Here is a 25,487-nt window from a genome sequence, read left to right as displayed (position 1 = left end):
GCGCAGGCTGCAGGGCCTGCGGTCCGATTACCGGACGAGCGAAAGCAGTTCAGGAAATGCGGGGTGCTCCGCCGTACGCAGCCACTCGAAGCCGACCATCTCGGTCGTCACGAGCTCAGCACCGGCGCCGGCCAGCCGGTCGAAGGCGGCGTCACGGTTGCGCTCGGTGCGCGAACTGCAGGCATCAGTAACGACCCAGACTTCAAATTCGTCTTCCAGCAGGTCGAGCGCGGTCTGCAGCAGGCAGACATGGGCTTCGCAGCCGGCGATCACGATGCTGTTGCGCTCCTCGGCCGCGGCAGCGGGCTTCTGCAGATGCTTGGGCAGGCTGCGTGCATTGCCCTGCGGCGCCTTGGCCGGCACGCGCAGCCACTCTCCGAGGCCTTCCTCCACGCCGCTGAAGTGCATCTTCGACAGGGTGCGCTGGCACAGCGCGCGGATGTCGGGCAGGTTCTCGCCCAGGCTGGATGGGTTGTGCTCGGTGCCGAACACCGGCACCTGGAACAGCCGCGCCATCTTGCCGAGCCGCACTGCGTTCTGCGCGACCGCCTCCCCCTCGAAGATCGCCGGCATCAGCCGCGCCTGGTAGTCGACCAGAACGAGTTGGGATTGCGAGGCGTCGAGCAGCATGAACAGTTTCTTTCAGGTATCGGTTGAATTGGGCTGAACCGTACCACCGAAAAGACCGGCTTGGCGCGGGCCGCCATCGACGCGTTGCACGAGTTGCGCCACGTAGGCTTTGAACAGCGCATCGGCCGACTGCCTGAACATGCGGATGCGCCCGGTGTGCTGCATCAGCAGCAGGCCGACGCCGTGCGCGAACAGCGAAGTATTTTCCCGCAGGGCGTTGTCCGCATCGAGCCCCATCGCCTGCAGCGCTTCTTCGCACGGGCGCAAGGCCTGGTAGAGATGGTCATTCAGTTCGTGATCGAGCTCGCTGGTCAGGCCGCGCGGGCGCATGCCCTGCACCAGATAGAAGCCCAGGTCGAGCTCGCGCGGGTTCGCGGCATAGAAGTCGAACCACGCCTGGGCCTTGGCGGCGAGCGTCTGGGCGGGGCTGTCCGGCGCCACGGGGGCATCGGCCACGGCCGCCTGCAAGCGCTGTATCGACTCGCCGAGCAAGGCCGCGTAGATCGCCTCCTTGCTCTCGAAGTACGAATAGATCGCGCCCGGCGTGTAGCCGGCCTTGCGGGCAATTTCGCGAATGCTCGCACCTTCGATGCCGGCCTCCAGGAAGACCGCGCGAGCGGCGTCGAGCACGAGCGTGCGGCGGGCGTCGGTGAGCGCCTGGCGGCGTTGGAGCTTGGCGTGCATGGGCGGGACTATAGCCCTTGAATTGATCACAGCTCCAATTTTTTAATCGTTGATTGAAAAATTGAACGATGTTTAAATTTGAGCCAAAACCCAGGAGACAAGCACGATGAACGCCCCGCTCCCCAGCGCCACCCTCATGTCCGGCACCGACTACCGCGAGTCGCTGCGCCGCTACACCCCCAACGTCTTCGTCGACGGCCGCCGCGTCGACAGCGTGGCCGACGAACCGGCCTTCCAGCCCGGCATCAATGCCATCGCCCTCACCTACGACTACGCCCTGAAGAAGGAATACGCGCCGCTGATGACCGCCGTGCAGCACACCAGCGGCAAGCGGGTCAACCGGCTGTCCCACATCAACACGGGCTCCAGTGACCTGCTCAACAAGCTCGAGGCCGTGCGGCTGGTCTGCCAGGAAACGGGCTGCGCCCAGCGCTACCTGACGCACGATGCGCTCAATGCCATCGCCCAGGTGTCGGCCCGCATCGACGACGCCCGCGGCAGCACCGAGCACACCGCCCGCTTCCACGACTACCTGCACCGCGTGCAGGACCAGGACCTGACGCTGGGCGTTGCCATGACCGACGCCAAGGGCGACCGCAGCCGCCGGCCGCACGAGCAGGCCAACGTCGACAGCTACCTGCACGTGGTGGAGCGCAACGCACGCGGCATCGTCATCTCGGGCACCAAGGCCATCGTGACCGGCGCGCCCTATGTGCACGAACTGTTGGTCATGCCCTGCCGCAACATGGGCAAGGAAGACGCAGATTTCGCCGTCTGCTGCGCCGTGCCGCTGGACGCGCCCGGCCTCACCATCGTCGCCCGGCCAGCCGGCCGGCCCGGTGAAAAGCTCGAGCACGGCGATGCGCTTTTCAGCCGCAAGTACGGCCAAAGCACCGGCGTGTGCATGTTCGACAGGGTCTTCGTGCCGTGGGAGCGCGTGTTCTACGCCGGCGAATGGGAGCACTCCGGCCACCTGACCTACAGCTACGCCACGCACCACCGCCACAGCTGCATCGGCGCCCGCGCCGGCTTCGGCGACCTGCTGATCGGCGCCGGCGCACTGATGTGCGAGGCCAACGGCTTCGACCCGGGCAAGGAAAGCCACCTGCGCGAGCAGATGGTCGAGCTCATCACCATCACCGAGAGTTTCTTCGCCTGCGGCGTGGCGGCCAGCGTCTACGGCAAGGCCGACGAGCACTGCGACGTCTTCATGCCCGACCCGGTATTCAGCAACATCGGCAAGCTGCTGCTGGCCACGAAGATCTACGACATGCACCGCATCGCACACTACGTGAGCGGCGGCCTGATCGTCACCCTCCCCGGCCCCGACGAGGATCACAACCCCGAGACCGCCGCCCGCCTTTCGGACGTGCTGCGGGCCAACCCGGCCATTCCCTACGAGCAGCGCATCGAAACAGCCCGCTTCATCGAAGACCTGACGGCTGGCTACCAGGGCGGCTGGTACAGCGTGATCAGCCTGCACGGCGGCGGTTCGCCCGCAGCGATGAAGCAGGAAATCTGGCGCAACTACCCTGTCGGCTCCAAGGTCGAGTTGGTCGAACGCATCCTCGAACGCGGCATCGCGGCCGACGGCTCGCCCGCCGCCGCGCCGCACGACCCGGGCCGTGCCATCACCCGCAACCGCCAGCCCGGCAAATGCTGCGACACCGGCTGCACCACGCCCGGGCAACCCGTGATGGTCGATCTGCCGGCATCGCGGCGCGCCTAGACTCAGGCGGATGAAGATCTTCTCGAAGCGGCTGTGCCTCGCAGCGCTGGGCGTGGGTGCCGCGCTGCTCGTCGTGGCCTGCGGCGGCGTGCGCAAGGCCACGGTGCCGATGGCGACCTCGCTCGAAAAAAGCAGCTGTGCGCGCAGCGATGTCGACACGCTGCTGGTGATGCTTCCCGGCGCGTACTCGACGCCCAACGAGTTCGAGCGCGAAGGCTTCGTCCGCGCCGTCCGCGACAACCGCATCGCGGCGGACGTGATGCTGGTCGACGCGCATCTCGGCTACTACAACAACAAGACCATCCTCGATCGCTTGAGCGCCGACGTGATGGCGCCGGCGCGCAACCACGGCTACAAGCACATCTGGTTCGTCGGAATTTCCCTCGGCGGCTTCGGCGGAATGCTCTATGCGCAGACGCACCCGGGCGAACTCGCGGGGCTGGTGACGCTCGCGCCCTACCTCGGCGAGCGCACGCTTGGCACCGATATCGCCAATGCCGGCGGCCTTGCCAAGTGGAACGGACCGCTTGTCGATCCGGCCGAGCGCCCGCCCCGCACGCCCAACGAAACACAGCTCTGGCAATGGCTGCGCGGCTATGCGGGATTCACGAACACGGCGGGCGCCCGGCCGCCGCTCTATCTCGGCTATGGCGTCGACGACCGCTTTGCCTTCAGCAACCGCTTGCTTGCGGAAGTGCTGCCGGCCGAACGCGCATTCACGACCGAGGGCGGCCACGACTGGCCCGAATGGACTCGCCTCTGGCGCCGCATGCTGCCGACCCTGCCGCTGCCCGGTTGCCCCAGCTGACGGCGCCGCGCTTCAATTCGGCCGCAGGCGCAGCAGCTTGCCATCCGCCTCGTCGGTCAGCACGTAGAGCAATCCGTCGGGCCCCTGCTTCACGTCGCGGATGCGGGCACGGCCCTCGGCCAGCAGCTTGTGCTCGGCCACTACCTTGCCGCCCTTCAATTCGATGCGGTCGAGGTAGCCGAACTTGAGCGAACCCACGAACAGATTGCCCTTCCAGCCCGCGCCATATCGGTCGCTGGTCAGAAACGCCATGCCGGACGGTGCGATCGACGGCACCCAGTAGTGCAGCGGCTGCTCCATGCCGTCTTTGGCGGTGATGCCGTCGCCGATCTTGCCGCCGCCGTAGTTCTCGCCGTAGGTGATCACGGGCCAGCCGTAGTTGCGGCCGGCCTGCGGGATATTGATTTCGTCGCCGCCTTGCGGGCCGTGCTCGGTCATCCAGAGGCGGCCGTCGGGCGCGAGCGTGGCGCCCTGCCCGTTGCGGTGGCCGTAGCTCCAGATCTCTGGCAATGCACCCGCCTCGCCAACGAAGGGGTTGTCCTTAGGCACCGCGCCGTCCTTGCCGATGCGCACGATCTTGCCAAGGTGGTTGTCGAGCTTCTGCGCATCTTCCTTGCGGCTGAAACGGTCACCGAGCGTGAGGAACAGCGTGCCGTCGCGCGCCTCGACGATGCGGCAGCCGAAATGATTGCGGCTCGCCACCTTGGGCTGCTGGCTGAAGATGATCTTCAGGTCTTCGAGCTTCGTGCCGTCGGCCGACAGATTGGCGCGGGCCAGCGCCGTGCTGTTGGCTGAGCCGCCCGCATCGGGTTCGGAGAAGCAAAAGTACAGCGTGCGGTTTTTCTCGAAGCCCGAGTCAGCCAGCACGTCGAGCAAACCGCCTTGGCCGCCCGCCGCGATGGGAGGCAAACCTGCGATGGGTGCGCCGATTTTCCCGTCGGCACCGATCAGTCGCAGACGGCCCGGCCGCTCCGTCACCACGAATCGACCGCCCGGCAGAAAGGCGACGCCCCAAGGGTTTTCCAGGCCCGTAGCCACCGTTTCGGGGCGCATCTGCGCCATCGCATTGACACAAAAACCCAGCGCGGCAACCGCTGCAAAGCGGCAAACAAGAGAAAAGGACGGCTGGATCTGCAAGTTCATGACTTTTCCGGGTAGTTTCGGCGATCTTGGCGAGAAATAGCGACCGAATCCAGCCCGACCGCCTGTTCACCCGAAGTCCGAGGGCCCATTCGCGGTCAACCACTTATGGGCAATAAACGTTCACCGTTACATTTTTTCTTCGGCCGGATCAAAATTTTTCATGTAAATCAATGACTTACAGATGCATTCGCTAATTCTGATTAAATTGACATAACCGCGCGTCATCAATATCCTACGCGCCATGCGTTTTTTCGTCCTACCCGCGTCCCTCCTATTTGCCGTCGCTGTCCATGCGGCCCCCCAACAGGAAAAAACCGATGACGAGTTGGCACGAATGCTCGCCGACAAGGGCATCATCGGGCAGCTCAAGCAGGTTCGCCAAACCGTCACGGAGCGCACCTCCGACCTGGTGGTGACCGCCATCGGTTTCTTGGGCGTCCCCTATCGCCGCGGCGGCAACACCGCCGAATCGGGTTTCGATTGCAGCGGCTTCGTCCGTGCCATGTACAACCAGACGGTCGGCCACATGCTCCCGCGCCGCGCCGAAGAGCAAGCCGCCGCCACCGAGAAGATCGATGCCAGCCAGCTCAAGCCCGGTGACCTCGTGTTCTTCAACACCATGCGCCGCGCCTTCAGCCATGTCGGCATCTATGTCGGTGAAGGCAAGTTCATCCACTCGCCCCGCTCCGGCGCCCAGGTTCGCGTGGAAGACATGAACGGCAGCTACTGGCAACGCCGCTTCGACGGCGCCCGCCGCGTGCTCGGCGGCCCGACGGATGAAGTGAAGGCTGCGGCCGTCGCCAATACCGGCAACTGAGCCTCCCTCCGAATTCAGAACGAAAAAAATCCCGCCTCGGCGGGATTTTTCATGGGCGCTCGATCAGCAGCGCCCTTCTGTCTTGTCAGCTCTTCTTCGCAGGCGGCAGATCGGTACAGGTACCGTGCGCCACTTCCGCCGCCATGCCAATGCTTTCGCCAAGCGTCGGATGCGGGTGGATGGTCTTGCCGATGTCGATCTCGTCCGCGCCCATCTCGATGGCCAGCGCGATCTCTCCGATCATGTCGCCGGCATGCGTGCCGACGATGCCGCCGCCAAGGATGCGATGCGTCTCGGCATCGAACAGCAGCTTGGTGAAGCCTTCGTCACGGCCGTTGGCGATGGCGCGGCCCGAAGCAGTCCACGGGAAGTGGCCCTTCTTGACCTTGATGCCTTCGGCCTTCGCCTGGTCTTCGGTGAGGCCCACCCACGCCACCTCGGGGTCGGTGTAGGCCACGCTCGGGATCACGCGGGCGTTGAAGGCGGCGCTGGAAAGCTCCTTGTCGCCCTTCTGCTCGCCAGCGATGACTTCGGCCGCCACATGCGCCTCATGTACCGCCTTGTGCGCCAGCATGGGCTGACCCACGATGTCGCCGATGGCGAAGATGTGGGGCACGTTGGTACGCATCTGGATGTCGACCGGAATGAAGCCGCGGTCGCTCACGGCCACGCCGGCCTTCTCGGCACCGATCTTCTTGCCGTTGGGGCTGCGGCCCACGGCCTGCAGCACCAGGTCGTACACCTGCGGCTCCTTCGGCGCCTGCTCGCCCTCGAAGGTGACCTTGATGCCCTCCTTCGTGGCCTCGGCGCCGACCGTCTTGGTCTTGAGCATGATGTTGTCGAAGCGCGGCGCGTTCATCTTCTGCCAGACCTTCACGAGGTCGCGGTCGGCGCCCTGCATGAGGCCGTCGAGCATTTCGACCACGTCCAGGCGCGCCCCCAGCGTGGAATACACCGTGCCCATTTCGAGGCCGATGATGCCGCCGCCCAGCACCAGCATGCGCTTGGGGTCGGTGCCCATCTCGAGCGCGCCGGTCGAGTCGACCACGCGCGGGTCCTTCGGCATGAAGGGCAGGCTCACCGACTGCGAGCCGGCCGCAATGATCGCGTTGCGGAACTTGACGGTCTGCTTGCTGCCCGTGGTGTCCCAACTGGTGCCGGAGGTTTCCTCGACCTCGATGTGGTACGGGTCGATGAAGTTGCCGACGCCGCGCAGCACCGTCACCTTGCGCATCTTGGCCATGGCCGTGAGGCCGCCGGTGAGCTTGCCCACCACCTTGTTCTTGTGGCCGAGCAGCTTGGCGCGGTCGACCGTGGGCGCGGCAAAGCTCACACCGAGATCGGCGAAGTGCTTGACCTCGTCCATGACGGAAGCCACGTGCAGCAGCGCCTTCGACGGGATGCAACCGACGTTCAGGCACACGCCGCCGAGAGTGGCGTAGCGCTCGATCAGCACCACCTTCAAGCCGAGGTCGGCCGCGCGGAAAGCGGCCGAATAGCCACCAGGGCCTGCGCCGAGCACGATCACGTCGCACTCGACGTCGACCTTGCCGCCGTAGGTGGATGCCACGGGTGCCGATACCGGAGCCGGCGCAGCCGCCTTCGGTGCCGGGGCTGCAGCCGCTGGCGCAGGCGCCGCCGCTGCGGGAGCGGGCGCCGCGGCGCCGCTCACCTCCAGCGTCAGCACGACCGAGCCTTCCTTGACCTTGTCGCCCACCTTCACGGCCAGCGCCTTCACCACGCCGGCAGCGGACGACGGAATCTCCATCGAGGCCTTGTCCGATTCGACCGTGATCAGCGACTGTTCGGCCTTGACCGTGTCTCCGACATTGACCAGCACCTCGATCACCGCGACTTCGTCGAAGTCGCCGATATCGGGCACCTTGATTTGTTGTTCGCTCATTTGGACACTTTCAGTTTGAGTGTGAGAACGTCGACCGGTGGGGCCGAATTGCGATCGAATTCGCAGGCGGCGGCAATGCCTGCCTCCGCCACGTCGCGCGAGCTGCGCGACTTGATGTCATAGGCCGCGTGCATGGCGCCGAGTGCGAAGCTGCGTCCCGAGCCTATGGCCCAGAACTCCTTGAACTCGAACACCTCGCGGTAGCTGTAGATGCCGTAGATGCCGCTCTGGTTGGCCATCAGCATCGTGAACTGGCTCGACTCGTAGGGCTCGTGCTCGTCTTCCTTGGTCTGCATGAAGAACGTGTCCTTCAGCACCGGATGCAACATCGTGAAGGTGCGGAAGATCTCGTGCTTGCTGCCGAACAGCAGTTTCTCGCGCTCCTGCGCGGCCAGCGCGTGCTGCAGCACCAGGAAGTGCGCGGCGGCGCCGGCCACGGCGAACAGGCTCTGCCCCGCCGCGTCCTCGACGGTGAAGATCTTCTGGTTCGCCTCGGCGCGGTGCGAAAGCCGCGTGTCGCCGAAGGTCACCAGAGAATCGGCTGCCATCGTGACCTGGCCGCCTTTGCGGACGGCCACTACGGTGGTCATAGCAGGATTCGACGGTAGTCCGCGAGCACCTGGCCCAGGTAGGCGTTGAAACGCGCAGCCAGGGCGCCGTCGATCACGCGGTGGTCGTACGACAGCGACAGCGGCAGCGTGAGACGCGGCACGAACTGCTTGCCGTCCCACACCGGCTTCATCTGGCCCTTGGAGAGGCCGAGGATGGCCACTTCAGGAGCGTTGATGATGGGCGTGAAGTGCGTACCGCCGATGCCGCCGAGCGAGCTGATCGAGAAGCAGCCGCCCTGCATGTCGGCCGAGCCGAGCTTGCCGTCGCGCGCCTTCTTGGCGAGTTCGCCCATCTCGGCGCTGATCTGCAGGATGCCCTTCTTGTCGGCATCTTTCAGCACCGGCACCACGAGCCCGTTGGGCGTGTCGGCCGCGAAGCCGATGTGGAAGTACTGCTTGTAGACCAGCTGGTCGCCGTCGAGGCTGGCGTTGAAGTCGGGAAACTTCTTCAGTGCCGAAACCACCGCCTTGATCACGAAGGCCAGCATCGTGACCTTGACGCCCGACTTCTCGTTCTCCTTGTTGGTGGAAACGCGGAAGGCTTCGAGCTCGGTGATGTCGGCTTCGTCGTTGTTGGTGACGTGCGGAATCATCACCCAGTTGCGGTGCAGGTTCGCGCCGCTGAGCTTCTTGATGCGCGACAGGTCCTTGCGCTCGACCGCGCCGAACTTGGTGAAGTCGACCTTCGGCCACGGGATCAGGCCCAGCGCCGCGCCGTCGGCACCGCCACCTGCCGGCGCCTTGGCCGCCGAGGCCTTGGTGCTGGCCTGGCCGCTCATCACGGCCTTGGTGAAGCTCTGGACGTCTTCCTGCGTGATGCGGCCCTTGGGACCGGAACCCTTGACCTCTTCGAGCGGCACGCCGAGTTCGCGGGCGAACTTGCGCACCGAGGGCGAGGCGTGCGGCAGGCTGGCGCTGGGCGCGACCGTCGGCTGGTGGGCCGGAGCGGCTGCAGCAGTCGCCGATGCGGCGGCTGGTGCGGGCGCGCTGGCGGTTGCGGTTGCCGGTGCGGCAGCCGCAGCCTGCGCAGGCGCCGGGGCTGCAGCACCCGCAGCACCTTCGAGCACGGCAATCAGGTCACCGATGTTGACCGTGTCGCCCACCTTGACCTTGAGTTCCTTGAGCACGCCGGCAGCCGACGACGGAATCTCCATCGAGGCCTTGTCCGACTCCACCGTGATCAGCGACTGTTCGACCTTGATCGCGTCGCCCGGCTTCACAAGCACTTCAATGACGGCGACGTCCTTGAAATCGCCGATGTCCGGCACCTTGATCTCGACCGGGCCCGAGGCTGCCGGGGCGGCAGCAGGAGCTGCGGCGGCCGGCGCAGGCGCGGCGGCTGCGGGGGCCGCTGCAGGCGCAGGGGCCGGCGCTGCAGCAGCACCCGCTCCCTCGGCCTCGAGCACGAGCACCACCGAGCCCTCCTTCACCTTGCTGCCGACTTCGACCTTCAGTTCCTTGACCACACCGGCCGTGGACGACGGGATTTCCATCGACGCCTTGTCCGATTCGACCGTGATGAGCGACTGTTCGGCCTTGACCGTGTCGCCCACCTTCACGAGCACCTCGATCACCGCGACTTCATCGAAATCGCCGATGTCCGGCACCTTCACTTCCACTGCTGCCATATCGTTGTCTCCCGCCGTAAGGCGCCGTTCGTTCGTTGGTTGTTGATGTTCAAGCGTAAAGCGGGTTGACCTTGTCGACATTGATGCCGTACTTCTTGATCGCTTCCACCACCTTGGCAACCGGCACGGTGCCATCTTCGCTCAGCGCCTTGAGCGCGGCCACCACGATGTAGTGGCGGTTGATCTCGAAGTGCTCGCGCAGCTTGTTGCGGAAGTCGCTTCGGCCGAAGCCGTCGGTGCCGAGCACCTTGTAGGTACGGCCCTTCGGGATGAAAGGGCGGATCTGCTCGGCATAGGCCTTCATGTAGTCGGTCGATGCGACCACCGGGCCGGTCGAGGCCCCGAGCTGCTCGGCCACGAAGGGCACGCGCGGCGTCTGGTCCGGGTGCAGCAGGTTCCAGCGGTCGGCATCCTGGCCGTCGCGGGTGAGCTCGTTGAAGCTCGGGCAGCTCCACACGGAAGCCGACACGCCCCAGTCCTTTTCGAGCAGCTCTTGCGCAGCGAAGCTTTCGCGCAGGATGGTGCCGCTGCCCAGCAGTTGCACCGTGGGGGCCTTGGCCTTGAGCGCTGGGCCCTGCTTCGACAGGTACATGCCCTTGATGATCTGCTCTTCGGTACCGGGCTGCAGGCCGGGCATCGCGTAGTTCTCGTTGAGCAGCGTCAGGTAGTAGTAGACGTTGTCCTGCTTCTCGACCATGCGCTTGAGGCCGTGGTGCAGGATGACGCCGACTTCGTGCGCGAAGGTCGGGTCGTAGCTCACGCAGTTCGGGATGGTGTTGGCCAGGATGTGGCTGTGACCATCTTCGTGCTGCAGGCCTTCGCCGTTCAGCGTGGTGCGCCCCGAAGTGCCGCCAAGCAGGAAGCCGCGCGCCTGCATGTCGCCGGCCGCCCAGGCCAGGTCGCCGATGCGCTGGAAGCCGAACATCGAGTAGTACACGTAGAACGGCACCATGATGCGGTTGTTCGTGCTGTACGACGTTGCCGCCGCGATCCAGCTCGACATGCCGCCGGCTTCGTTGATGCCTTCCTGCAGGATCTGCCCGCCCTTGTCTTCCTTGTAGTACATGACCTGGTCTTTATCGACCGGGGTGTACTGCTGACCGTGCGGGTTGTAGATGCCGATCTGGCGGAACAGGCCTTCCATGCCGAAGGTGCGCGCCTCGTCCACGAGGATCGGCACCACGCGCGGGCCGAGCGCCTTGTCGCGCAGCAGTTGCGTGAGGAAGCGCACATAGGCCTGAGTGGTAGAGATCTCGCGGCCCTCGGCCGTGGGCTCCATCACTGCCTTGAAGGTGTCGAGCGACGGCACCGTGAAGCTTTCGTCGGCCTTGACACGGCGGTGCGGCAGGTAGCCGCCCAGGGCCTTGCGGCGCTCGTGCAGGTAACGCATTTCCGGCGTGTCGTCGGCCGGCTTGTAGAACGGCAGCTCGGCAATCTGGCTGTCCGGAATCGGGATGTTGAAGCGGTCGCGGAAGGCCTTGATGTCCTCGTCGCTGAGCTTCTTGGTCTGGTGGACCGTGTTCTTGCCCTCGCCGATCTTGCCCATGCCGAAGCCCTTGACGGTCTTGACGAGCAGCACCGTGGGCTGGCCCGTGTGGTTCTGGGCGGCGTGGAAGGCGGCAAACACCTTCTGCGAGTCGTGGCCGCCGCGCTGGAGGTTCCAGACCTCATCGTCGGTCAGGTGCTCGACCATCTTCAGCGTGCGCGGGTCGCGGCCGAAGAAGTTCTTGCGGACGTAGGCGCCGTCGTTGGCCTTGAACGACTGGTAGTCGCCGTCGTTGCACTCCATCATGATCTTGCGCAGCGCGCCGTCATGGTCCTTCTCGAGCAGAGCGTCCCAGCCCTTGCCCCAGATCAGCTTGACGACGTTCCAGTTGGCACCGCGGAACTCGCCTTCGAGCTCCTGGATGATCTTGCCGTTACCGCGCACCGGGCCGTCCAGGCGCTGCAGGTTGCAGTTGATGACAAAGATCAGGTTGTCGAGGTTCTCGCGTGCCGCGAGGCCGATGGCGCCCAGCGATTCCACTTCGTCCATTTCACCGTCGCCGCAGAACACCCACACCTTGCGGTTCTCGGTGTTGGCGATGCCGCGTGCGTGCAGGTACTTGAGGAAGCGCGCTTGGTAAATCGCCATCAGCGGGCCCAGGCCCATCGACACGGTGGGGAACTGCCAGAACTCCGGCATCAGCTTGGGGTGCGGGTAGCTCGACAGGCCCTTGCCGTCCACTTCCTGGCGGAAGTTGAGCAGTTGCTCTTCGGACAGGCGGCCTTCGAGGTAGGCGCGGGCATAGATGCCGGGCGAAACGTGGCCCTGGATGTAGAGCAGGTCGCCGCCGTGGTTTTCGCTCTCGGCGTGCCAGAAGTGGTTGAAACCGGCGCCGAACATGCTTGCCAGCGACGCGAAGGAGCCGATGTGGCCGCCCAGGTCGCCGCCTTCGGCCGGATGGTGGCGGTTGGCCTTGACCACCATGGCCATTGCGTTCCAGCGCATGTAGGCGCGCAGGCGCTGTTCGATCTCGAGATTGCCGGGGCTGCGAGCCTCCTGCGAAGGCTCGATGGTGTTGACATAGCCGGTGTTGGCCGAGAACGGCATGTCGACCGTGTTCTGGCGGGCATGCTCGAGCAGCTGCTCGAGAAGGAAGTGGGCCCGCTCCGGACCCTCGCTCTGGATGACGGAGGACAGTGCATCCATCCATTCACGGGTTTCCTGGGCGTCCGCATCGTTTGCGGCCGAGCCGAACAGGTTCTCGGGATTTGCCGACATGCTTGTCTCTCCTTTTAGGGCTGTGGCGGTAATTTAGTGCGCTATGGGATCAGCGCGGCGGAGTTTCTCATAGAAACATTGGGATTTCAAATAGTGCGTGACGATTTCTTAATGTGATATTTATGACAATGCACCGATCGGGACGGCAACCATCCCGCAACCGCTACCGAGCTCATCCCACGGCAGCCCACATCGCTTCCGAGAGGGGCTTCACCTAAACTCGGGTGATGCCTCTTTCCTCCCCGCTGGCCGTTGCCCGCAGTGCCTCACCCCTGTCCTGGTGGCGCAGGTGGTGGCGCCGGCAGACGCCGGTGCTGCAGGACGCGGTCGCCATGCTCGCGCCGATGGCGGCCGTGCTGTTGTTTCTTGCCGCCATCGTTTCCGCCTTCTGGTACCTGCGCACTGAAGAAGTCGAGCGCGAGCAGGAGTCGGTACGCCGCGACGTCGAGTACGCCCAGCAGCGCATGCGGCTGCGGCTGCTGGAGCGGCAAGAGCAGTTGATGCGCATCGCGCGCGATGCCTCTAACCGCGAGATCGACCCGGTCGAATTCACCAGCCGCGCCGAGTCCCTGGTGAGCCAGTTCCCCGAACTGCAGACCATCACCTGGATCGACGACCGCCGCCGCTTCAAGGCCGGCTATGCGGCGCCCAGCGTGCACCCGGCGCAGCAGCACCTGATCGGCGATGTGCTGCGCCCCGGCGACATCGAGAGCAACTACGCGCTGGCGCGCGAACTGCGCCAGCCGGTGTATTCGCAGCCTGTGGCCGGAGGCGATCCAGCGGCGATGCTGCAGTTGCACATTCCCCTTTTCGACCAGGGCCTGTTCGCGGGCGTGGTGCTGGGCGAGTTCTCGGTCGACGGGCTGCTGCGCTACGGCATGCCGTCCGAGGTCCAGGCGCGCTACGCGGTGTCGCTGCTCGACGCCAAGGGCCATGTGATCGCCGGCAACACCACCAACCTGAAAGACAGCGGCACGCGCCTGCTGCCCTGGAGCGAACGAACCAACGAGTACGAAGTGCCGGTATCGCCCGTGGGCAATGCGCTGGTGCTGCGGGCGCAGGCCTACCGCACCTCGCAGGGCGTGGTCGGCAACGGCCTGTTCTGGCTGGTCTGCGCTCTCAGCGTGCTCACGAGCTGGATGCTGATCGGCACCTGGCGCCACACGCGGCGACGGCTCCAGGCACAGCAGCGGCTGGTGGCCGAGACCAATTTCCGCCGGGCAATGGAAAACTCCATGCTCACGGGCATGCGCGTGCTCGATCTGCAAGGGCGCATCACCTACGTGAACGCCGCCTTCTGCGCCATGACGGGCTGGAGCGAGGAAGAACTGGTCGGCCAGACGCCGCCCTTTCCCTACTGGCTCGAATCCGACCGCGAGGTGATGAACGAGCGGCTTGAAGAAGAGCTGCACGGCCGCGCCCTCCCCGGCGGCTTCCAGGTGCGCGTGAAGCGCAAGAACGGCAGCGTGTTCAACGCGCGGCTATACGTGTCGCCACTGATCGACGCGCGCGGCCACCAGACCGGCTGGATGACGTCGATGACCGACATCACCGAGCCCACGCGCATCCGCGAGCAGTTGTCGGCCTCCTACGAGCGCTTCACCACCGTGCTGGAAGCGCTCGACGCAGCGGTGTCGGTCGCCCCCATCGGCAGCGAGGAACTGCTGTTCGCCAACAAGCTGTATCGCCTGTGGTTCGGCTCGGACACCGTAGGGCACTTGGGCATGGTCGCGCAGGCGGGCGTGCCCGCATCCAATGCACACGACGAAGGCCTCGACGACGTGGACCCGTATGCCGGCCTGCCCATCGACACGCTCACCGCCGCGCAGACTGCCAACAACGAAATCTTCGTGCCCCACCTCGGCAAGTGGCTCGAAGTGCGTTCGCGCTACCTGACCTGGGTCGACGGCCGCCTGGCACAGCTCGTCATCGCCACCGACATCACGCCGCGCCGCGACGCCGAAGAGCAGGCCGCCGCGCAGGCCGACAAGGCCCAGGCCGCAAGCCGCCTCATCACGATGGGCGAAATGGCGTCAAGCGTGGCGCACGAGCTCAACCAGCCACTGACCGCCATCACCAACTACTGCAACGGGATGATGTCGCGCATCAAGGGCCAGTCGATCGACACCGAGGCCCTGCTCGCCGCGCTCGAAAAAACCTCGAAGCAGGCGCAGCGCGCGGGCCAGATCATCCAGCGCATCCGCTCCTTCGTGAAGCGCAGCGAACCCAACCGCACGCCGGCCGACGTGGCCACCATGGTGAGCGAAGCGGTCGAACTCGCCGGCATCGAGCTGCGCCGGCGCAACGTGCGCCTGAATCACTACGTGGCCGCGCGGCTGCCGGTGGTGCGCGTCGACCCGATCCTCATCGAGCAGGTGATGGTCAACCTGCTGAAGAACGCCGCCGAATCCATCGACATCGCCGACCGTCCGCTGGCGCGCCGCAGCGTCGAGCTACGCGTGCTGCCCAAGGTGATCGAGGGCCACAACGCCATCGAGTTCTCGGTGCAGGACACGGGCAAGGGCCTGGCGCCCGAAGTGATGGACCGGCTCTACGAAGCCTTCTTCTCGACCAAGCCCGAGGGCATGGGTATCGGGCTGAATCTGTGCCGCACCATCGTCGAGTCGCACCGCGGCCGGATGCAGGCGGAGAACATCTACAATGGCCCGGATGTGATCGGATGCCGCTTTTCCTTCTGGATTCCGGTGTTGGACGCTATCAGTTCCGTAGCTAGCGACGAGGCAAAGGTACCTGCATGAGTTTGATTCCGAAGAAGGGCACGGTCTATGTCGTCGACGACGACGAAGCCGTACGCGATTCGCTGCAATGGCTGCTCGAAGGCAAGGACTACAGAGTCCGCTGTTTCGATTCCGCCGAATCCTTTCTCTCCCGATACGACCCGCGCGAAGTCGCCTGTTTGATCGTCGACATCCGCATGGCCGGCATGACCGGCCTCGAATTGCAGGATCGACTGATCGAACGGCGCTCCCCGCTGCCGATCGTGGTCATCACCGGCCACGGCGACGTGCCGATGGCGGTCGACAGCATGAAGAAAGGCGCGATGGATTTCATCCAGAAGCCCTTCAACGACGAAGAGCTGGTCACGCTTGTCGAGCGCATGCTCGAACACGCACGCGGCGCCTTCACGCAGCACCAGCAGTCGGCCAGCCGCGACGCGCTGCTGTCCAAGCTCACGGGCCGCGAGGCGCAGGTGCTCGAACGCATCGTCGCCGGCCGCCTGAACAAGCAGATCGCCGACGACCTTGGCATCAGCATCAAGACGGTCGAGGCGCACCGCGCCAACATCATGGAAAAGCTCAACGCCAACACCGTGGCCGATCTGCTCAAGATCGCCCTGGGACAGGCGGCGCCCGCTGCCAAGGCCTAGAAGCTATCCGACAGATAGCGACGAATGAATCCCACGCCTGCGCAAGCGGGCGTTTTTACTTGGAAAATCGAAACCGATGACCGCCCAACTGATCGACGGCAACGCCCTCGCCAAAACCATTCGCGCCGAAGTTGCCGGCCGCACCGCCGCACTCAAGGCCCGTGGCGTGAACCCGGCCCTTTCCATCATCCTCGTGGGCGAAGACCCGGCCAGCCAGGTCTATACGAAGCACAAGGTCAACGACAGCGCCCAGACCGGCCTGGAAGCCACGCTCGAAACCTACCCCGCCGACATGAGCGAGGCCGATCTGCTGGCCCGCATCCGCACCCTCAACGACGACCCGAAGGTGCACGGCATCCTGGTCCAGCTGCCGCTGCCCAAACACATGGACAGCCAGAAGGTCATCGAGACAATCTCGCCCGCAAAGGACGTCGACGGCTTTCACGTCGCCAGCGCCGGTGCGCTGATGACCGGCGCCCCGGGCTTCTGGCCCTGCACGCCGCACGGCTGCATGAAGATGCTCGAATCCATCGGCTACGACCTGCGCGGCAAGCACGCCGTGGTCATCGGCCGCAGCAACATCGTCGGCAAGCCGATGGCCATGATGCTGCTCGCCAAGAGCGCCACCGTGACCATCTGCCACAGCGCCACGCAAGACCTGGGCGCCATCACGCGCCAGGCCGACGTGATCGTCGCGGCGGTGGGCAAGCTCAATCTCCTGACCGCAGACATGGTGAAGCCGGGCGCGGTCGTCATCGACGTGGGTATGAACCGCAAGGAAGACGGCAAGCTGGCCGGCGACGTCGATTTCGACGGCGTGAAGGAAGTGGCCGGCTGGATCACGCCCGTGCCTGGTGGCGTCGGCCCCATGACGCGGGCCATGCTTCTGGCAAACACCCTTGAAGCGGCCGAACGCGCCGCCAAGTAACTTTCATGGCCATGACGAACAATCCTCTCCTCGATTTCAACGATCTCCCGCTGTTCGATCGCATCAAGCCCGAGCACGTCGCGCCCGCCGTCGACGCGCTGCTGGCCGATGCCGAGACCGCGCTGCAGACCGTGACGGCGCCCGGCTTTCCCGCTGACTGGAATGCGATCTCGAAGGTGCTCGACGTGGCCTCCGAACGCTTCAGCCGCGCCTGGAGCGCCGTCGGCCACCTCAACGCAGTGGCCGACACGCCCGAATTGCGCGCCGCCTACAACGAAGCCATGCCGCGCGTGACCGCCTTCTGGACCCGGCTGGGCTGCGACGAGCAGCTGTACGCTAAGTACAAGGCCATCGACGTCGCCACGCTCAACGCAGAGCAGCGCCAGGCGCATCGCAATGCGGTGCGCAACTTCGTGCTGGGCGGTGCCGAGCTGCAGGGCGACGCCAAGAAGCGCTTCGCCGAGATCCAGGAACGCCAGGCTGAGCTGAGCCAGAAGTTCAGCGAAAATGCACTCGACGCAACCGATGCCTTCGCCTACTACGCCGCGCTCGGCGAACTCGAAGGCGTGCCCGAAGACGTGGTGAGCGCCGCGCGCGCCGCCGCAGAGGCCGATGGCAAGGAAGGCTACAAGCTCACGCTCAAGATGCCGTGCTATCTGCCGGTGATGCAGTTCGCCAAGAGCAGCGCGCTGCGCGAGAAGCTCTACCGCGCCTACGTCACCCGCGCCAGCGAGTTCGGCGACGCTGCCTTCGACAACACCGCGCTCATCACCGAAATCCTCGCGCTGCGCGAGGAAGAAGCGAAGCTGCTGGGCTACAGGAACTACGGCGAACTCTCGGTCGTGCCGAAGATGGCCGAGTCGCCCGAGCAGGTCGTCAAGTTCCTGCGCGATCTCGCAATCAAGGCCAAGCCCTATGGCGAGCGCGACCTGGCCGACCTGCGGGTCTTCGCCTCGGAGCAGTTGAGCATCACCGACCCCCAGCCCTGGGACTGGAGCTACATCGGCGAGAAGCTCAAGGAAGCGCGCTACGCCTTCAGCGAGCAGGAGGTGAAGCAGTACTTCCCCGCGCCGAAGGTCATGGCCGGGCTGTTCAAGATCGTCGAGACGCTGTTCGAGGTGTCGATCCGTCGCGACTCGGCGCCTACTTGGCACCCGAGCGTCGAGTTCTACCGCATCGAACGCGCCGGCCAGAAGGTCGGCCAGTTCTATCTCGACCCTTCTGCCCGCGCCGCCAAGCGCGGTGGTGCCTGGATGGACGACGTGCGCGCCCGCTGGCTGCGCCCCGACAACGGTGCGCTGCAAACCCCCATCGCGCAACTGGTGTGCAACTTTGCCAGCGGCGTCGACGGCAAGCCGCCGCTGCTCACGCATGACGACGTGACCACCCTCTTCCACGAGTTCGGCCACGGCCTGCACCACATGCTCACCCAGGTGAACGAGCGCGACGTGTCGGGCATCAGCGGCGTCGAGTGGGATGCAGTCGAGCTGCCGAGCCAGTTCATGGAAAACTTCTGCTGGGAGTGGGATGTGCTCAAGCACATGACCGCCCACGTCGACACCGGCGAACCGCTGCCCCGCGCGCTGTTCGACAAGATGACCGCTGCCAAGAACTTCCAGAGCGGCCTGCAGACGCTGCGCCAGATCGAGTTCTCGCTGTTCGACATGCTGCTGCACACCGAGTACCACGCGGCCGCCGCCAAGACCGGCGACGTGATGGCGCTGCTCGGCAAGGTGCGCGCCGAGGTGGCTGTGATGCCCTCGCCGCCGTTCAGCCGCACGCCGAATACTTTCAGCCACATCTTCTCGGGCGGCTACGCAGCCGGCTACTACAGCTACAAGTGGGCCGAGGTGCTGAGCGCCGACGCCTACGCGGCCTTCGAGGAAACCGTGGGCGCCGACGGCGAGCCGAACATCGAAACCGGCCGCAAGTACCGCCAGGCCATCCTGGAGGCCGGCGGCAGCCGCAGCGCCATGGATTCGTTCAAGGCTTTCCGGGGCCGCGAGCCCCAGCTTGATGCGCTGCTGCGACACCAGGGCATGGCGGAGCCTCAGCCCGCTTGATGCGGCGCTGAAGCTTGCGATACTCGGGCGATGCATCCGATTTACAAATTCTCACTGCATCGCCTGACCGGCCTGGCCCTTGTGCTCGTTGCCACGGGCGCCATGGCACAACAGGTCTATCGCCAGGTCGACAAGAATGGCAAGGTCACGTTCTCGGACCGCGCCCCCACGGCCAGCACCGAGCCGGCCTCGGCCTCGCAAGGCGGCTCCACCACGCCGGCAAATGCGGGCCTGCCCTACGAGTTGCGGCAAGTGGCTCAGCGCTACCCCGTCACGCTGTACAGCAGCGACGAATGCGGGCCGTGCAGCACGGCTCGCTCGCTGCTCATTACGCGGGGCATTCCGTTCGAGGAACGCACCGTCAAGAGCAACGAGGAAATCGAGGCGCTGCAGCGCCTGAGCAGCCAGAGCTCGCTGCCATTGCTGACCATCGGGTCGCAGCAACTCAAGGGCTTCTCGGATGTCGAGTGGTCGCAGTACCTCGACGCGGCCGGCTACCCCAAGAGCAACAGCCTGCCCGCCGGTTACCGCAACGGCCCCACGCGACCGCTGGTCGCGCAGCAGGCAGCACCCGCGCCCCGTGCCGCCGCAGCACCGGCCGCACAGCCGGCGCCGCCGCCCCCCGCATCGAGCGAGCCGAGCCCGAGCAACCCCGCCGGCATCAAGTTCTGAACCAGGCCGCTCGCGCGGCCTTTCATTCCTAGGCGCCGAACTGCAGCGTCTTCACGCCAGTCGAGGTGCCCAGCAGGCACACGTCGGCCTTCTGGTGCGCGAAGACGCCGACCGTCACCACGCCCGGCCACTGGCTCACTTCGGACTCGAAAGCCAGCGGATCGGTAATTCGAAGACCCGTCACGTCGACGATGTGCTGGCCGTTGTCCGTGACCAGCGGCAGGCCGTCTTTCTCGCGCACCTGGGCGATGCCGCCCATGCTGGCGAACTGGCGCATCACGCGGCGCGCGGCCATCGGAATCACTTCCACCGGCAGCGGAAAGGCGCCCAGCACCTCTACCAGCTTGGATGCGTCGGCAATGCAGACGAACTTGCGCGACTGGGCCGCGACGATCTTCTCGCGCGTGAGTGCAGCACCGCCGCCCTTCACCATGAAACCGCGGTGGTCGATTTCGTCCGCGCCGTCGATGTAGACCGCCAGCTCTTCCACCTCGTTGCTGTCGAACACCGGAATGCCGAGGGCGCGCAGTCGCTCGGTCGAGGCGACCGAGCTGGAGACGGCGCCCTTGATCTCGTCCTTGATGGTGGCCAGCGCATCGATGAACTTGTTCACCGTCGAGCCGGTGCCGACGCCGACGATCTCGCCCTTGACCACATAGGCCAGCGCGGCAAGGCCGACCTGGGCCTTGAGTTCGTCCTGAGAAAGAGGGTTTGGGGAGGCGGGTGCGGTCATCGCGGAGAATCCTTGGCTCATTGAAGCCCCGAATTATCCGATGCCCCTGCTGATGCCCTCCTCGCTCTACGGCCTGGCCCGCCCTTTCCTGTTCGGTTTCGACCCCGAGCATGCCCACGAAATCACGCTAGACGGGCTGGCGCGCACCCAGAACACGCCGCTGGCCTGCGCTTACTCGGCGCCCCGCATCGACGACCCCGTCCAGCTCGCCGGGCTGACCTTTCCGAACCGCGTGGGCCTGGCGGCCGGGCTCGACAAGAACGCCCGCTGCATCGACGCCTTCGCCGCCATGGGCTTCGGCTTCGTCGAGGTCGGCACGGTGACGCCGAAGGCCCAGCCGGGCAATCCCAAGCCGCGCATGTTCCGCCTGCCGCAGCGCGACGCGCTGATCAACCGGCTAGGCTTCAACAACGAAGGGCTCGACGCCTTCCTGGCCAACGTGCAGAAGGCGCGCTTTCGCAAGGGCGGCGGCGGTGCGAAGCAGCCGATGCTGCTGGGCCTCAACATCGGCAAGAACGCCGCCACGCCGATCGAGCGCGCGGTGGACGACTATCTGATCTGCCTCGACGGCGTGTATCCGCATGCCGACTATGTGACGATCAACATCTCGAGCCCCAACACGGCCAACCTGCGCACGCTGCAGAGCGACGAAGCTCTCGATGCGCTGCTCGGCGCGGTGGCCGAACGGCGCGAGGCTCTGGCAGCACGCCACAACAAGCGCTCGCCGCTGTTCGTGAAGATCGCGCCCGATCTCGACGAAGCCCAGGTGGCAGTCATCGCCGCCACGCTGAAGCGCCACGGCATGGACGGCGTGATCGCCACCAACACCACGCTCTCGCGCGATGCCGTCAAGGGCCTGCCGCATGCCGAAGAAGCGGGTGGACTGTCGGGTGCACCGGTGCGCGAGGCAAGCAACCGCGTGATCGCCCAATTGCGCGCGGCGCTGGGCTCGGGCTTTCCGATCATCGGGGTGGGCGGCATCCTCAGTGGCGCGGATGCCAAGGCCAAGATCGCCGCGGGTGCGGACGTGGTGCAGATCTACACTGGCCTGATCTATCGCGGACCGGCGCTGGTCCGCGAAGCAGCTCAGGCGCTGCTGCGCGATCGCAGCAAGGCCTGAGAGCTTTTTCTTTCTTTCCTCTTCAGCGCATGCGCCAGAGCACTGGCGCGATGACCGCAGCCCAGCGCAGCAGGCGCCTCGGCTTGATCACCACCACGGCCGCCGCGGCAACGACGCCGGTGGCCACGGGATGAGCACGGGCGATGCGCAACGCCGCAGCAGCAGCCGATTCATTGGGCGGAGGCGCTTCGCCTTCGCCCGAGCCGCCCGCAGGCTGTGCCTCGCGTCCACCCTGCAGCGTCGCGATGCGCTCGCGTTGACGCTCCATGCGCGCCAGCAACTCTTCGCGCGTGGCCGGCCGCGGGGGGCGCGGCGCTTCTTCGTCCTGCTCCGGATCTTTGCCCAGGCCGAAGCTGTCCTGGACCCAGGCCCAGTCGCGCTCGAACTCGTGGCGCGCCGGCACGAAGCTGTTGGAGGCATTGCGCAGGGTCAGCAGCAAGCCGATGGCAGCGGCCAGCCAGAGCACGATCCACACGCCTGCCACCGACCACGCAGCGGTGATGCGGTACGGTGTTTCCCAGAAATGAACCACCACTGCCACGGACAGCAAGGCCACCGTGACCGTGGTGAGCCCCAGCACGGCCAGACTGAAGACGAGCATCAGCTTGAGGCGCTGCTTCTCGTCCTCCCAGGCCATGCGCAGCAATTGCACCCGGTCTTCGGCCGCCAAGGCGCCTTCGGCCGCGGCAATGCGCAGCCGGCGAATCCGGGCGTTCAGCCCGAACAGGGACAGCAGCCTCATGGGCTGGCTCCGGCCATGTCCGGATGAACGATCTTGCTGCCGTGCGCGCTCAGGTCAGCGGCGGCCAAGCAGCAGGCCCACCAGCACGCCGACGGCCAGTGCGGCACCGGCGATCTGCCATGGTTCGTCGTGGGCGTAGGCGTTGGCGGAAGTGGCCGCTTCACGGGCCTTCTTGGCGGCGAGCTTGCTCTTCTCGGCCGCGAGTTCGCGTGCGATGGCCAGTTTGGTGTCGATGCGCTGGCGCAGCGCCTTGATGTGGGGAACCGAATCCAGGTCCTTGCTTGCCAGCACGCCGCGCACGTCGCTTGCAATGTCTTCGGCTGCTGCTTCAAGATTTTGGGATGCACTCATTGGAAACTTTCCTCCGTGATGACACCGGCACCGCGCCGGCGGCTTCGCGCCAGCAAATGGCGTGCTGTCATGTTACAGGCTCAAAAGACCCTCAGGCGCTACAGATGTGCAGACTTTGACGCGAGATGCCACTTCGCGACGTGCAAAGCGCGCTTCACGCGTCCGCCAGCAAGCCGGCCACATGGCGCCCGATGGCCAGGCTGCTCGTGAGGCCTGGCGACTCGATGCCGAAGAGATTGACCAGCCCCGGCACACCGTGCGATGCAGGTCCGTCAATCATGAAGTCGGCCGCCGGCTCGCCCGGGCCCGAGATCTTCGGCCGCATGCCCGCGTAGCCCGGGATCAGGGCGCCGTCGGACAGCGCGGGCCAGTACTTGCGCACTTCGGCATAGAAGCCCTCGCCGCGGGCCGGGTCCACCACAAGTTCGTCGGCCGAAGACACCCACTGCACATCGGGCCCGAACTTGGCCTGGCCGCCCAGGTCGATCGTGAGGTGCACGCCCAGCCCGCCCGGCTCGGGCACGGGATAGATCAGACGCCCGAACGGCGCTCGCCCCGACAGGGTGAAGTAGTTGCCCTTGGCGAAGTATTCCCTGGGCACCGCCGAGGCCGGCAGGCCCTCGAAACGCCGCGCCAGCGCAGGGGCACCGAGACCCGCTGCATTGACCACGCTGCGGCAACGCAGCGCAGTGCCATCCTCAGCCATCAGGACGATGGCACCATCGCCGCATTCGGCACGCACGATGGGCGATTTCAGTGCCAGCATGCCGCCCGCGTTCTCGAGGTCGCCGAGCAGGCTCAGCATGAGCGAGTGGCTATCGACGATGCCTGTGCTCGGCGAATGCAGCGCCGCCACGCAATGCAGCTGCGGCTCCATCGCCACAGCCTGCTGCGCGGTGATCAACGTCAGATCACCGACGCCGTTCGCAGCCGCCTTCGTCCGGATGACATCGAGCTGGTCCGCCTGCTCGGGCAAGGTCGCCACGATCAGCTTGCCGCAGCGCTGGTGCGGCACACCACGCTCCGCCGCGTAGGCGTACAGCATTTCCTTGCCTTCGACGCACAGCCTCGCCTTGAGCGAGCCCTGCGGGTAGTAGATGCCGGCGTGAATGACTTCGCTGTTGCGCGAACTCGTCCCCGTGCCGATGGCACCTTCGGATTCGAGCACCAGCACTTCCCGGCCCGCGAGCGCCAAGGCGCGCGCCACTGCCAGCCCCACCACACCAGCGCCGATGACGGCGCAATCTATTTCGTCCATTGCGCGAGCTTAGCGCGGCTCGCTCGCGGATTTCCTCATTGCACGGAGGGCGGCGGCTCCGGATCGGTGGGTTCGTCGGGTGGCGTCTCGGCCCCTTCGTCGGGCTCGACGGGCAGGTTTGGCGTGACGGGGGTCGGAAGATCTGGATGAGTGGCCATGGCGGTGCTCCTTGCCCCTCAGTTCTAGGCCGCCACTACGGGAAGTTCAACAGCCCTTGGCTGCACTTGCCGTCGGTGCAGGCCGACAGTTCAGTCGATGAATGAAGTCGGCGCGACAAACGAAAACGGCACCCGAAGGTGCCGTAAGTCGTTGCTTTGAATGGTGGGCGGTGGAGGTTTCGAACCTCCGACCCCAGCAGTGTGAATGCTGTGCTCTACCCCTGAGCTAACCGCCCGAAACGCTGCTGTTTGACTGCAGCGTTCTGAAAACGTATCGCGTTGTGCGAAGCCTCAGATTATGCCATAGCTTTTCAGCCGTTTTCGCGAAACAGCGTGCGACCGCCGCTCGATTTGTCGAGTTGCCCCAACACCGCTTCGTGCGCTGTCAGTTCGTGCTCGGCGGCCAGGATCACCGGCAGCTCGAACTGGCTCAGGTCGATGGCCACCACGGTGGTGCCCAGCTGAGGCTCGTTCGAAGCCACGTCGATCAGCAGCGCATCCTGGCCTCGCGTGAGGTTGATGTAGACGTCTGCCAGCAGCTGCGCGTCGAGCTTGGCGCCGTGGAAGGTTCGGTTCGAGCGGTCGACACCGAAGCGGTCGCACAGCGCGTCCAGCGAATTGCGCTTGCCCGGGTACACCTGCTTGGCCATGGCCAGCGTGTCGGTCACTTCGCTGACGAAGGTGCGCAGCGGCGGCAAACCGGCACGCTCGAATTCCTTGTTGAGAAAGCCGACGTCGAAGGCCGCGTTGTGAATGATCAGCTCGGCATCGCGCAGGTACTCGACGATGTCGTTGGCCAATGTGGCGAACTTCGGCTTGTCGCGCAGGAAGTCAGTCGTCAGGCCGTGGACCTTGAGCGCGTCCTCGTGGCTCTCGCGCTCAGGGTTGAAGTAGATGTGCAGGTCGTTGCCGGTGAGCTTGCGGGCGAACAGCTCCACGCAGCCGAGCTCGATGACCCGGTCGCCGTTCTCCGCAGAGAGGCCGGTGGTTTCGGTATCAAGAACGATCTGGCGCGACATCAGTGGTTTTCCTTGGCGTGATTGATCGAGTACTTCGGAATCTCGATGGTCACATTCTCCTGCGCCAGGATCGATTGGCAACTCAGGCGCGACTGGGGCTCCAGGCCCCAGGCGCGGTCGAGCAAGTCTTCTTCGCCCTCTTCCGCCTCGTTCAGCGAGTTGAAGCCCTCACGCACGATCACGTGGCAGGTGGTGCAGGCGCAGCTCATCTCGCAGGCATGCTCGATGTTGATGTCGTTGTCGAGCAGCGCCTCGCAGATCGAGGTGCCGGCGGGCGCGGTGATTTCAGCGCCCTGCGGGCAGTACTCGGGATGCGGGTAGATCTTGATCGTGGGCAT

At 65.5% G+C, this 25,487-nt stretch carries 23 protein-coding genes and 1 tRNA gene; 9 read left to right on the top strand and 15 right to left on the bottom strand.

The genetic code is table 11. The features are described from left to right. Window positions 1–27 precede the first annotated feature (27 nt). Together ACZYSP_RS16510 and ACZYSP_RS16505 are read right to left on the bottom strand one after the other, a co-directional pair. Entirely contained in the window at window positions 28–630 is a 603-nt protein-coding gene (locus tag ACZYSP_RS16510) for an isochorismatase family protein (RefSeq protein ID WP_093052261.1), read from the bottom strand. Window positions 631–642: 12 nt separating this feature from the next. Beyond that, window positions 643–1,314 carry a TetR/AcrR family transcriptional regulator gene (locus ACZYSP_RS16505; protein ID WP_093078081.1) on the bottom strand — a complete coding sequence of 224 codons (672 nt, stop codon included), beginning with the start codon at window positions 1,312–1,314 and terminating at the stop codon, window positions 643–645. A gap of 106 nt (window positions 1,315–1,420) precedes the next feature. On the opposite strand from ACZYSP_RS16505, the gene ACZYSP_RS16500 reads away from it, so the two are divergent. Both ACZYSP_RS16500 and ACZYSP_RS16495 read left to right on the top strand, forming a co-directional pair. Beyond that, window positions 1,421–3,043 (top strand): 4-hydroxyphenylacetate 3-hydroxylase family protein, encoded by a 1,623-nt coding sequence (locus ACZYSP_RS16500; protein WP_093078079.1) that lies wholly within the window; start codon window positions 1,421–1,423, stop codon window positions 3,041–3,043. A 10-nt stretch (window positions 3,044–3,053) separates the two neighbouring features. Then, window positions 3,054–3,851 carry an alpha/beta fold hydrolase gene (locus tag ACZYSP_RS16495; protein ID WP_093078077.1) on the top strand — a complete coding sequence of 266 codons (798 nt, stop codon included), beginning with the start codon at window positions 3,054–3,056 and terminating at the stop codon, window positions 3,849–3,851. Between the two features lie 12 nt (window positions 3,852–3,863). Here ACZYSP_RS16495 and ACZYSP_RS16490 read toward each other — a convergent pair whose 3' ends face one another. Then, window positions 3,864–4,994 (bottom strand): PQQ-dependent sugar dehydrogenase, encoded by a 1,131-nt coding sequence (locus ACZYSP_RS16490; RefSeq protein ID WP_093078076.1) that lies wholly within the window; start codon window positions 4,992–4,994, stop codon window positions 3,864–3,866. Between the two features lie 241 nt (window positions 4,995–5,235). On the opposite strand from ACZYSP_RS16490, the gene ACZYSP_RS16485 reads away from it, so the two are divergent. Then, on the top strand, window positions 5,236–5,811 hold the full coding sequence (locus ACZYSP_RS16485; protein ID WP_093052277.1) for a C40 family peptidase: 576 nt from the start codon (window positions 5,236–5,238) through the stop codon (window positions 5,809–5,811). A gap of 85 nt (window positions 5,812–5,896) precedes the next feature. Here ACZYSP_RS16485 and lpdA read toward each other — a convergent pair whose 3' ends face one another. From lpdA to aceE, 4 genes are read right to left on the bottom strand one after another with little or no spacing between them, the layout of a single operon-like run. Further along, window positions 5,897–7,714: a dihydrolipoyl dehydrogenase gene (gene lpdA / locus ACZYSP_RS16480; protein ID WP_093078074.1), complete on the bottom strand. Its 1,818-nt coding sequence runs from the start codon at window positions 7,712–7,714 to the stop codon at window positions 5,897–5,899. Continuing rightward, window positions 7,711–8,304, bottom strand: a complete 594-nt coding sequence (locus ACZYSP_RS16475) for an MFS transporter (RefSeq protein ID WP_093078073.1) — start codon at window positions 8,302–8,304, stop codon at window positions 7,711–7,713. Before ACZYSP_RS16475 ends, lpdA begins: the two co-directional genes overlap by 4 nt. Further along, window positions 8,301–9,953: a dihydrolipoyllysine-residue acetyltransferase gene (gene aceF, locus ACZYSP_RS16470; protein ID WP_093078071.1), complete on the bottom strand. Its 1,653-nt coding sequence runs from the start codon at window positions 9,951–9,953 to the stop codon at window positions 8,301–8,303. The genes ACZYSP_RS16475 and aceF overlap by 4 nt, the downstream gene beginning before the upstream one ends. A 49-nt stretch (window positions 9,954–10,002) precedes the next feature. Then, window positions 10,003–12,717 carry a pyruvate dehydrogenase (acetyl-transferring), homodimeric type gene (gene aceE / locus ACZYSP_RS16465; RefSeq protein ID WP_093052289.1) on the bottom strand — a complete coding sequence of 905 codons (2,715 nt, stop codon included), beginning with the start codon at window positions 12,715–12,717 and terminating at the stop codon, window positions 10,003–10,005. Window positions 12,718–12,944: 227 nt separating this feature from the next. Here aceE and ACZYSP_RS16460 point away from each other — a divergent pair, with 227 nt between their 5' ends. The 5 genes from ACZYSP_RS16460 to ACZYSP_RS16440 all read left to right on the top strand — a co-directional run bounded on the left by ACZYSP_RS16460 (window position 12,945) and on the right by ACZYSP_RS16440 (window position 19,768). Beyond that, window positions 12,945–15,476 carry a PAS domain-containing sensor histidine kinase gene (locus ACZYSP_RS16460; protein WP_093052292.1) on the top strand — a complete coding sequence of 844 codons (2,532 nt, stop codon included), beginning with the start codon at window positions 12,945–12,947 and terminating at the stop codon, window positions 15,474–15,476. Continuing rightward, window positions 15,473–16,105: a response regulator transcription factor gene (locus ACZYSP_RS16455; protein ID WP_012747279.1), complete on the top strand. Its 633-nt coding sequence runs from the start codon at window positions 15,473–15,475 to the stop codon at window positions 16,103–16,105. Before ACZYSP_RS16460 ends, ACZYSP_RS16455 begins: the two co-directional genes overlap by 4 nt. A 76-nt stretch (window positions 16,106–16,181) precedes the next feature. Then, window positions 16,182–17,033 carry a bifunctional methylenetetrahydrofolate dehydrogenase/methenyltetrahydrofolate cyclohydrolase FolD gene (gene folD, locus ACZYSP_RS16450; protein ID WP_093078070.1) on the top strand — a complete coding sequence of 284 codons (852 nt, stop codon included), beginning with the start codon at window positions 16,182–16,184 and terminating at the stop codon, window positions 17,031–17,033. 5 nt (window positions 17,034–17,038) lie between these two features. Beyond that, window positions 17,039–19,096, top strand: coding sequence for a M3 family metallopeptidase (locus tag ACZYSP_RS16445; protein ID WP_093078068.1), 2,058 nt, complete (start codon window positions 17,039–17,041; stop codon window positions 19,094–19,096). 30 nt (window positions 19,097–19,126) lie between these two features. Continuing rightward, window positions 19,127–19,768 carry a glutaredoxin family protein gene (locus tag ACZYSP_RS16440; RefSeq protein ID WP_093078067.1) on the top strand — a complete coding sequence of 214 codons (642 nt, stop codon included), beginning with the start codon at window positions 19,127–19,129 and terminating at the stop codon, window positions 19,766–19,768. Between the two features lie 28 nt (window positions 19,769–19,796). Here the strand turns inward: ACZYSP_RS16440 and rpiA are convergent, their stop codons facing one another. After that, a complete protein-coding gene (gene rpiA / locus ACZYSP_RS16435) occupies window positions 19,797–20,501 on the bottom strand; it encodes a ribose-5-phosphate isomerase RpiA (RefSeq protein ID WP_093078065.1) in 705 nt (234 codons plus the stop codon). A gap of 40 nt (window positions 20,502–20,541) precedes the next feature. On the opposite strand from rpiA, the gene ACZYSP_RS16430 reads away from it, so the two are divergent. Beyond that, window positions 20,542–21,621, top strand: a complete 1,080-nt coding sequence (locus ACZYSP_RS16430) for a quinone-dependent dihydroorotate dehydrogenase (protein ID WP_093078064.1) — start codon at window positions 20,542–20,544, stop codon at window positions 21,619–21,621. Between the two features lie 22 nt (window positions 21,622–21,643). Here ACZYSP_RS16430 and ACZYSP_RS16425 read toward each other — a convergent pair whose 3' ends face one another. The 7 genes from ACZYSP_RS16425 to fdx all read right to left on the bottom strand — a co-directional run bounded on the left by ACZYSP_RS16425 (window position 21,644) and on the right by fdx (window position 25,487). Next, window positions 21,644–22,363, bottom strand: a complete 720-nt coding sequence (locus ACZYSP_RS16425) for a phage holin family protein (protein ID WP_093052310.1) — start codon at window positions 22,361–22,363, stop codon at window positions 21,644–21,646. Window positions 22,364–22,417: 54 nt separating this feature from the next. Then, complete coding sequence (locus ACZYSP_RS16420) at window positions 22,418–22,714, bottom strand: glycine zipper domain-containing protein (protein WP_093052316.1); 297 nt, start codon at window positions 22,712–22,714, stop codon at window positions 22,418–22,420. A 154-nt stretch (window positions 22,715–22,868) separates the two neighbouring features. Further along, window positions 22,869–23,972 carry an NAD(P)/FAD-dependent oxidoreductase gene (locus tag ACZYSP_RS16415; RefSeq protein WP_093078062.1) on the bottom strand — a complete coding sequence of 368 codons (1,104 nt, stop codon included), beginning with the start codon at window positions 23,970–23,972 and terminating at the stop codon, window positions 22,869–22,871. A 35-nt stretch (window positions 23,973–24,007) separates the two neighbouring features. Next, on the bottom strand, window positions 24,008–24,130 hold the full coding sequence (locus ACZYSP_RS16410; protein WP_093052323.1) for a stereocilin: 123 nt from the start codon (window positions 24,128–24,130) through the stop codon (window positions 24,008–24,010). Window positions 24,131–24,291: 161 nt separating this feature from the next. Next, window positions 24,292–24,366, bottom strand: a tRNA-Val gene (locus tag ACZYSP_RS16405). Between the two features lie 75 nt (window positions 24,367–24,441). Beyond that, on the bottom strand, window positions 24,442–25,149 hold the full coding sequence (dnaQ, locus tag ACZYSP_RS16400) for a DNA polymerase III subunit epsilon (RefSeq protein WP_093052326.1): 708 nt from the start codon (window positions 25,147–25,149) through the stop codon (window positions 24,442–24,444). After that, window positions 25,149–25,487: an ISC system 2Fe-2S type ferredoxin gene (gene fdx / locus ACZYSP_RS16395; protein WP_007828193.1), complete on the bottom strand. Its 339-nt coding sequence runs from the start codon at window positions 25,485–25,487 to the stop codon at window positions 25,149–25,151. The genes dnaQ and fdx overlap by 1 nt, the downstream gene beginning before the upstream one ends.

This window comes from Variovorax sp. F042 (assembly GCF_057814215.1).
This window is presented reverse-complemented; position numbering and strand designations above follow the sequence as displayed.

Excerpts from the sequence above, each read along its gene's own strand:
- ACZYSP_RS16430 (WP_093078064.1), top strand. The coding sequence starts at position 20,542 with ATGCCCCTGCTGATGCCCTCCTCGCTCTACGGCCTGGCCCGCCCTTTC.
- rpiA (WP_093078065.1), bottom strand. The coding sequence starts at position 20,501 with ATGACCGCACCCGCCTCCCCAAACCCTCTTTCTCAGGACGAACTCAAG.
- aceE (WP_093052289.1), bottom strand. The coding sequence starts at position 12,717 with ATGTCGGCAAATCCCGAGAACCTGTTCGGCTCGGCCGCAAACGATGCG.
- ACZYSP_RS16440 (WP_093078067.1), top strand. The coding sequence starts at position 19,127 with ATGCATCCGATTTACAAATTCTCACTGCATCGCCTGACCGGCCTGGCC.
- ACZYSP_RS16510 (WP_093052261.1), bottom strand. The coding sequence starts at position 630 with ATGCTGCTCGACGCCTCGCAATCCCAACTCGTTCTGGTCGACTACCAG.
- ACZYSP_RS16420 (WP_093052316.1), bottom strand. The coding sequence starts at position 22,714 with ATGAGTGCATCCCAAAATCTTGAAGCAGCAGCCGAAGACATTGCAAGC.
- ACZYSP_RS16425 (WP_093052310.1), bottom strand. The coding sequence starts at position 22,363 with ATGAGGCTGCTGTCCCTGTTCGGGCTGAACGCCCGGATTCGCCGGCTG.
- fdx (WP_007828193.1), bottom strand. The coding sequence starts at position 25,487 with ATGCCCACGATCAAGATCTACCCGCATCCCGAGTACTGCCCGCAGGGC.
- ACZYSP_RS16415 (WP_093078062.1), bottom strand. The coding sequence starts at position 23,972 with ATGGACGAAATAGATTGCGCCGTCATCGGCGCTGGTGTGGTGGGGCTG.
- aceF (WP_093078071.1), bottom strand. The coding sequence starts at position 9,953 with ATGGCAGCAGTGGAAGTGAAGGTGCCGGACATCGGCGATTTCGATGAA.
- ACZYSP_RS16455 (WP_012747279.1), top strand. The coding sequence starts at position 15,473 with ATGAGTTTGATTCCGAAGAAGGGCACGGTCTATGTCGTCGACGACGAC.
- ACZYSP_RS16445 (WP_093078068.1), top strand. The coding sequence starts at position 17,039 with ATGGCCATGACGAACAATCCTCTCCTCGATTTCAACGATCTCCCGCTG.
- ACZYSP_RS16460 (WP_093052292.1), top strand. The coding sequence starts at position 12,945 with ATGCCTCTTTCCTCCCCGCTGGCCGTTGCCCGCAGTGCCTCACCCCTG.
- lpdA (WP_093078074.1), bottom strand. The coding sequence starts at position 7,714 with ATGAGCGAACAACAAATCAAGGTGCCCGATATCGGCGACTTCGACGAA.
- ACZYSP_RS16495 (WP_093078077.1), top strand. The coding sequence starts at position 3,054 with ATGAAGATCTTCTCGAAGCGGCTGTGCCTCGCAGCGCTGGGCGTGGGT.
- ACZYSP_RS16475 (WP_093078073.1), bottom strand. The coding sequence starts at position 8,304 with ATGACCACCGTAGTGGCCGTCCGCAAAGGCGGCCAGGTCACGATGGCA.
- ACZYSP_RS16485 (WP_093052277.1), top strand. The coding sequence starts at position 5,236 with ATGCGTTTTTTCGTCCTACCCGCGTCCCTCCTATTTGCCGTCGCTGTC.
- folD (WP_093078070.1), top strand. The coding sequence starts at position 16,182 with ATGACCGCCCAACTGATCGACGGCAACGCCCTCGCCAAAACCATTCGC.
- ACZYSP_RS16500 (WP_093078079.1), top strand. The coding sequence starts at position 1,421 with ATGAACGCCCCGCTCCCCAGCGCCACCCTCATGTCCGGCACCGACTAC.
- ACZYSP_RS16505 (WP_093078081.1), bottom strand. The coding sequence starts at position 1,314 with ATGCACGCCAAGCTCCAACGCCGCCAGGCGCTCACCGACGCCCGCCGC.
- ACZYSP_RS16490 (WP_093078076.1), bottom strand. The coding sequence starts at position 4,994 with ATGAACTTGCAGATCCAGCCGTCCTTTTCTCTTGTTTGCCGCTTTGCA.
- dnaQ (WP_093052326.1), bottom strand. The coding sequence starts at position 25,149 with ATGTCGCGCCAGATCGTTCTTGATACCGAAACCACCGGCCTCTCTGCG.
- ACZYSP_RS16410 (WP_093052323.1), bottom strand. The coding sequence starts at position 24,130 with ATGGCCACTCATCCAGATCTTCCGACCCCCGTCACGCCAAACCTGCCC.